Genomic DNA, 6958 nt, shown 5'->3' on the forward strand with positions numbered 1-6958 from the left:
TCGTGACTTTTGAGTATTTATGTATGGGATTCGATAACTGCTTCGGCTTGCAGGGCGATCGACCTCAATTTATCCAATGTATCCTGGTCCGCACTCTGCCACAACCCCCGCTGACGAGCTTCTAGCAATCTTTCCGCCATATCTCGCAGTGCCCAAGGATTGTTTTCTTGAATAAATGCCTGTACTTTCTCATCAAAAATGTAAGCCTCTGCGATTCCTTCATACATAAAATCCTCTACACAATTTGCCGTAGCATCGTAAGCAAACAAAAAATCTACAGTTGCTGCTATTTCAAAAGCGCCTTTATAACCGTGTCGCATTGCACCTTCTATCCATTTGGGATTCACAGCCCTGCTGCGATAAACCCGCGCAATTTCCTCCTGCAGTGGCCGCACTTTTGGATTTTCAGGAATCGAATTGTCTCCGAAATAGGTTTCAGGATTTTTGCCTTGCAAATTGCGAATTGCGGCCGTCATTCCGCCTTGGAATTGATAATAATCATCCGAGTCGAGGATGTCGTGTTCGCGGTTGTCTTGGTTTTGCAGAACTATTTGCATTTGGCCGAGGCGTTGTTCAAATGCTTCGGGTGCAGAACATCCCCATTCACTCTGTTTAACTCCTGCTACATCTCCCGGCAAATTTGAGGAACTAGAGGAGGTATAGGCGTAACTGCTCCAATTAATGTAAGCTTTTGCTAAATCGCTGTCGTCTGTCCAGTTTTGAGCTTCAATGATGCCTTGAAGTCCTGCGCCGTAAGCACCTGGTTTTGAGCCAAACACTCGAAATTGCGATCGCCCTTGCGCCTCTTCTCGACTTAAACCTGTAGATTCCCAATACAAAATCTCTTCCTTAACTTGTGCGGCTAAAGGATTATTTTCTGCCGATTCCTCTAAATCAGCCACAGCTTTTACCGCACTGTCAAACAAATCAATTAAATTAAAAAAAGCATCGCGGAAAAAGCCAGAAATTCGCAAAGTAACATCAACGCGCGGCCTTCCTAAAACAGAAATAGGCAAGATTTCAAAATCTACAACCCGGCGCGAAGGGCCATCCCAAATTGGTTGAACTCCTATCAGTGCCAAAGCTTCGGCAATGTCATCTCCCCCCGTCCGCATGGTGGATGTTCCCCACACTGACAAACCCAAAGTTTTCGGATATTCGCCATTTTCTTGGGTGTATCTTTCGATTAAAGTTTCAGCAGCAACTCGGCCAACTCTCCAGGCGGTTTCTGTGGGAATGGCGCGGATATCTACTGAGTAAAAATTGCGGCCGGTGGGCAATACATCTGGTCGGCCGCGAGTGGGTGCGCCGGATGCGCCGCTTGGTATGTGCCGCCCATCTAGTCCGCGCAAAAGGTTGGTAATTTCTTGGTTTGTTTGGAGGAGGGAAGGTAAAAGATAGTTAGTTATCCAGTCTAATTCTTGTTGGGTTGATTCTCCTATTTGGATATTTTTAACCGCAGATAAACACGGATTAACGCGGATATTTTCAATTAAATTATCTACTAATTCAGCGGCTTTTTTTTCGAGTTCTTCTACTAAATCGCCCGCTGTGCGGTTCTGAATTTTTGATGTCGGATCGGCCGTTAACGGATCGAAATCGTAGCCTGAGTCTTCTGCTAGGGCGCGGGTTAAGCCCGATCGCCCGTTGGTGGGATGGCGGGCGATCGCAATTATCAAATCTCTCAACTGTCTACCTTCGGGACACTGCCCGAAAATGTGCAATCCGTCACGAATTTGGGATTCTTTGAGTTCGCAAAGATAGCCATCTGTGCGGGTGATAAATTCTGTAAATTCCGATTTATTTAGTTGTATTCCTAAGTCTTTATCTAAGTTTTCTTTGTTGGTGAGGGCGAGAATGCGATCGCGAATCATGGGCAATCTGGACGGATCTAAACTTTGGGCTTCGCAATATTCATCAATTAAGGTTTCCAACTGCTGCAAAGGCCCGTAGAGTTCGGCGCGAGTCATCGGCGGTGTCAGGTGGTCGATAATCACAGCTTGCGATCGTCTTTTTGCTTGGGAACCTTCCCCCGGATCGTTGACAATGAAGGGATAAAAGTTCGGGATCGCGCCTAATGCCACTTCTGGATAACATTTGTTAGACAATGCTATACTTTTACCCGGAAGCCATTCTAAATTGCCGTGTTTTCCGGCATGAATTATAGCGTCAATTCCCAACTTTTCTCGTAGCCAATAATAGTAAGCTAGATAATTGTGAGTTGGTTCTAAGTCTGGTGCATGATAGTTCAAACTCGGGTCAATTTCATATCCCCGCGATGGTTGAATTCCCACAAACACATTCCCAAACAGAATCCCCGGAATCGGAAAAGACCTATTGTTACTTATAAAATCTTGTGCATAGCTTCCCGGAAGCCCCCATCTTTTACAAATCCCATCCTGTACTTGCTGCGGCAAACTAGCAAAATATTCTTCATATTCTGCCAAATCCAAAGATTGATGAACAGGCCGCAATTCGCGTCCTTCCGGGTCATTTGTCACGCCAGAAGTCAGGAGTTCAATTAACTCGTTGCCGCTAGCGGGGATGTTTTCAATTTGATAGCCAGCTTGCTGCATAGATTTGAGGATTTCGACACAGCTAGCGGGCGTATCTAAGCCGACGCCGTTGGCTAAGCGGGCGTTGCGAGTGGGGTAATTTGCGAGAATTATGGCGATGCGTCTGTTGGCGGCGGGGGTTTGTTTCATCTTTACCCAATTCGCGGTTAAATCTGCTACAAATGAAATGCGATTGCCCGCTGCTACATAGCCTACTACATCTGTTTCTAATTCGCTGTTCCAAGTCTGTACCGCTTTAAAAGAAACAGCCCTAGTAATAATTTTTCCGTCTACTTCCGGCAATGCTACATTCATCGCCACATCGCGGGGAGAAAGTCCTTGTAATTCAGTTTCCCACTGTCCCAAACCGCCGCCGCTGAAGATTGCTTGCAATACAGGAACATCTAAGGATTTTAAACTATTTTGTTCCGGTTCTTGGCTGCTAAAACCGGAGACTGCAAAACTTGTAGTGTTTAGCAATAATTGAATTAGTTCTGATTCTTTGGGTTGAAAATATTCCAGCAATTCTATTTGCAAATCTGGTTCCCGCAGAGAAGACACAAAGACGGGAACTGGTACTAAGTTTCGCTCTGCTAGAGCTTGACAAAGTGCATCAATTGGTGCTAAGTTTCCTGATAAGTAATGAGCGCGATAAAATAAAATCCCGACTTTAGATGTAGAAGTAATATCCCCGTGTCCGCAAGTTGGAGACGATTCAATTTGCTTTTTCCAATCATAAATTCCGACGCGGGAAACTGTTTGAGGCAGGGGCGGACTATAAGCAGTTTTTAGGCAAGTATCGGCGGCAAATTGGAGTGCGTTAACAAAGTTTTGGACTCCGCCTTCTGTGAAATAGCGCCAAAGTTGATTGACTGCTGACAGCGATACATTGGAATGGCTGATTAAATCAGGGTCGGGACTGTCTTCTCCCGGCATTACAATCAGTGAGGCGTTAGTTTTTTGCACCGTTTCCCGCAGAATCTCTAACCCGTAAGACCAATAAGAACGCCCTCCTAAAAGTCTTAAGATTATGACCTCGGCGCGTTCTAAAACTTCTTCGGCATAAGTGTCAATTGTTAGTTGTTGCTGCAATTGAAGCAGGTTTACAGCGCGCACTTTGGGGAATGCTGCCGGCATTTTGGATGCCGCCACTGCGAGAGTTTGAATGTCGGTGTCAGCAGCACTAATAAATACTATTGGTGCTGGGGTTTGCTGAATAAAAATTACTCCTTCTGCTTGAGGGTTCCAACCTCCCGGTGTGGCGGCTATTTTGTGCATTAATTTTTCCTCTATATATAACAAGTCGAAATTAAACGAAGTCTCAGAGGCACAGCATCTGGCTTAATTATGCCACGAAAAAAGCGTCCGCAGCCTCGGAATGCAAGTCGTAGGATTTTGGAGAGGACTTGCATTCCGAGGCCGCGAACCAAATTACATAAAATATAAAAAATTTATAATGTTATAAATAAAACTCCTCCCATCATGATAGCTGCTCCTAAAAATCTTTCCTGAATATCTTTTTCCTTGAAAATGAAATGGCCGAACAGTACACCCATTAATACGCTGGTACGCTTAAGTGCTATTACTTGAACGACTAAAGTCATTGTCAAAGCTTGCATCTGAAAAATGACTCCTAAAGCATTGAAAAAGCCCGTTGCCATTAGCATCGGTAAGTATTGGAGAATTTGGCGCTTGGGGTTAGAGGTTTTGTGCAGTAAAACTGGCAGCAATAGGACGCTCATACTCGTCAATAAAGCGAATACCCAAAAAATTGGGGAAGAGTTTTGCACGCCGATTTTGTCAAAATTTGTTGTAATACTCCAGAGAAAAGCTACGAGTAACATCAATTTTGACCCTGGTTGGTGCAGAAGTGCTTTGAAGGGGGCTAAGTAGCCTTGAGATTTTTCTTTGATGTTTAATAGATAAGATCCCATGACAATGAGAAAAACTCCAATACCATCAAAAAAGTTGGGATACTCGCCGACAATTAACGGTGAGGTCAGCAGCATGAATAAGGGCGTCAAAGCTACCAGTGGCACGGCGAGGGATAAATCCGACAGTTTGATGGCTTTAATGTAGAGGAGAGCAATGACTGCGTTCATGCTGGCTCCGATTAACAAAGCTATCCAAAATTGTTGGTTTAATGGAGGTATTTCTATAATAAATAGCAACGGAGTTAAAAAGACTGCTGTAAAAAATGTTAGCGACCAAGTTACGACATATTCGTCGTTTGCTTTCAGGTTGTGTTTGCTAACAACATCTTTTACTGCTTCAAAAAAAGCGCTCAAAATTGCCAAAATTAACCAAGTCATCCTAAATATGCGCTCCTGACTCGCTCGTCGTTTAGCAAATCTGCTCCAATACCTGTGAGAGTAATATTACCCGCTTCTAGCACGTAACCCCGATCGGCAATTTGCAGCGCTAAACTGGCGTTTTGTTCTACTAAAAGGATTGTAACGCCTGTGGAGCGCAGGTTTTGAATAATTACAAAAATTTCTTTGACGATCGCAGGTGCTAAGCCTAAACTAGGCTCGTCTAATAATAGCAGTTTAGGGCGCGACATCAACGCGCGGGCGATCGCCAACATTTGCTGTTCCCCGCCGCTGAGGGTTCCTGCTAGCTGGCGGCGCCTTTCTGCTAAGCGCGGAAATATCTCAAATTGGCGCTCTAAATCGGCTTTTACTGCCGCTGAGTCCGATCGAATATAGGCCCCCAATTCCAAGTTAGTTAACACCGTTTGCTGGGCCAAAACCCGCCGCCCTTCGGGACTGTGGGCGATTCCCAATTTCACAACTTCGTGAGCTTGACGGCGGCTAATATCGCGCCCGCTATAAAGAATTTGTCCCTGCCGCAAATTAACTATTTTAGAAATTGCTCTCAGGGTGGTACTTTTGCCCGCACCGTTGGCACCGATGAGACTGACAACCTCGCCTGCATTAATCGTGAGATCAATATTTTGTATGGCTTGAATTCCGCCATAATTTACAGAAACATTTTTGAGTTCTAAGAGGATGTTTTTGTTTGTTTTAGGTGGGCTATGTTGCATTTTGTTTGACGGGATTTTTGATAACAAAACTGTCTTTTTTCTAGCAGTGGGCCAGGGTTGAAACCTGGCTCATAGCTGAATTACTCTTCAGATGGCTGGAAGATTCATTTCAGGCTAACTATTAATTTTACTCGTTCCCCGTCAGAGCAGGCAAACATTTAGAATTTCTACGTTTCATCTCCCAAATAAGCCTCAATTACCGCCGGGTTATTCCTCACAACAGCAGGTTCTCCCAAAGCAATAAGCTGACCGAAATGCAACACGGCAATCCGATCGCACAATCCCATAACTAGCGGTACATGATGCTCGATCAATATTACAGTTAAATTGAATTGCTGGCGTACTTCTCGGATAAATTCACTTAATTTATGCTTTTCATTGGGATTCATCCCCGCGGCAGGTTCATCTAACAAGAGTATTTGCGGTTCTAAGGCTAAAGCGCGGGCAATTTCTAAGCGCCTCTGGTCGCCGTAGGGCAAGTTTTTGGCTTGTTCGCCCGCGCGATCGCCCAATCCGACTAAATCCAACAATTCTAAGGCTTTTCGCTGGGTTTTGCGTTCCATTGCGTTAGATGCTGGCAAGCCGAAAATCCCCGCCAGCACCGATAAAACAGGATTGCCCGATCGACTGTGGATGTGTCGGGCGATCGCCACATTTTCCACAGCAGAAAGTTCCCCAAACAACCGGATATTTTGAAAAGTTCTGGCAATACCTTTATTCGCAATTTGATAAGGCTTCAATTGGGAAATATTTTCATTTTGATAAATCAGGTTGCCACTAGAAGCAGGTATCAGTCCAGTCATTAGATTAAAGAGAGTTGTCTTGCCCGCGCCGTTAGGGCCGATTAATCCAAAAATTTCGTGTTTTTCAACTGTAAAAGATACGTTGTTTACAGCAATTAAACCACCAAAACGACGAGTTAATCCTTTTGCCGCTAAAACAGGATTGCTTGTTGAGAGGGTAAGGGGTTCGGAAATCATCAAATATGATAAAATAGTGATTATCTAATTATGCCTCAAATTATGGATGCTCAAAAACTCTTAGAACGAATCACAGTAAATCCCAAGATATTTAACGGAAAACCGATTATTCGGGGTCGCCGTCTTGCAGTTGAGCATATTCTAGGAATGTTAGCCGCAGGCGACACTCCTGAAACGATTCTAGAAGGCTATCCCTGGCTAGAAAGAGAAGATATTCAGGCTTGTCTAGTTTATGCTCACCGACTGGTTAGTCACGAGCGTATCGAACCTCTCTTGGCGGAAGCTGGCAAATGAAAATTCGTAATTGCTCAACTAGGGGAAAAAAGGGAGCCATCAATAGAGAGAGCTTTTTGAATGGATTGATAAGCAGTTAAACC

5 protein-coding genes are annotated in these 6958 nt (G+C 44.4%); 1 reads left to right on the forward strand and 4 read right to left on the reverse strand.

Annotation, left to right across the window (positions count from 1 at the left end):
- Positions 1 to 17 precede the first annotated feature (17 nt).
- The 4 genes from cobN to QUA24_RS17905 all read right to left on the reverse strand — a co-directional run bounded on the left by cobN (position 18) and on the right by QUA24_RS17905 (position 6581).
- Positions 18 to 3833, reverse strand: a complete 3816-nt coding sequence (gene cobN / locus QUA24_RS17890) for a cobaltochelatase subunit CobN (RefSeq protein ID WP_333231010.1) — start codon at positions 3831 to 3833, stop codon at positions 18 to 20.
- Positions 3834 to 4006: 173 nt separating this feature from the next.
- The gene (locus tag QUA24_RS17895) at positions 4007 to 4867 is read right to left on the reverse strand and encodes a DMT family transporter (protein ID WP_333231011.1); all 861 of its coding nucleotides are present in this window, start codon (positions 4865 to 4867) and stop codon (positions 4007 to 4009) included.
- On the reverse strand, positions 4864 to 5601 hold the full coding sequence (locus QUA24_RS17900; protein ID WP_333231012.1) for an ABC transporter ATP-binding protein: 738 nt from the start codon (positions 5599 to 5601) through the stop codon (positions 4864 to 4866). Before QUA24_RS17900 ends, QUA24_RS17895 begins: the two co-directional genes overlap by 4 nt.
- A gap of 167 nt (positions 5602 to 5768) precedes the next feature.
- Complete coding sequence (locus QUA24_RS17905) at positions 5769 to 6581, reverse strand: ABC transporter ATP-binding protein (protein ID WP_333231013.1); 813 nt, start codon at positions 6579 to 6581, stop codon at positions 5769 to 5771.
- A 30-nt stretch (positions 6582 to 6611) separates the two neighbouring features.
- Here QUA24_RS17905 and QUA24_RS17910 point away from each other — a divergent pair, with 30 nt between their 5' ends.
- Positions 6612 to 6875 carry a DUF433 domain-containing protein gene (locus tag QUA24_RS17910; protein ID WP_333039059.1) on the forward strand — a complete coding sequence of 88 codons (264 nt, stop codon included), beginning with the start codon at positions 6612 to 6614 and terminating at the stop codon, positions 6873 to 6875.
- Positions 6876 to 6958: the final 83 nt, after the last annotated feature.

This window comes from Microcoleus sp. Pol12B5, from assembly GCF_036701335.1.
GTDB lineage: Bacteria > Cyanobacteriota > Cyanobacteriia > Cyanobacteriales > Microcoleaceae > Microcoleus.

Coding starts and splice junctions, on each gene's coding strand:
- cobN (WP_333231010.1), bottom strand. CDS start 3,833: ATGCACAAAATAGCCGCCACACCGGGAGGTTGGAACCCTCAAGCAGAA.
- QUA24_RS17895 (WP_333231011.1), bottom strand. CDS start 4,867: ATGACTTGGTTAATTTTGGCAATTTTGAGCGCTTTTTTTGAAGCAGTA.
- QUA24_RS17900 (WP_333231012.1), bottom strand. CDS start 5,601: ATGCAACATAGCCCACCTAAAACAAACAAAAACATCCTCTTAGAACTC.
- QUA24_RS17905 (WP_333231013.1), bottom strand. CDS start 6,581: ATGATTTCCGAACCCCTTACCCTCTCAACAAGCAATCCTGTTTTAGCG.
- QUA24_RS17910 (WP_333039059.1), top strand. CDS start 6,612: ATGCCTCAAATTATGGATGCTCAAAAACTCTTAGAACGAATCACAGTA.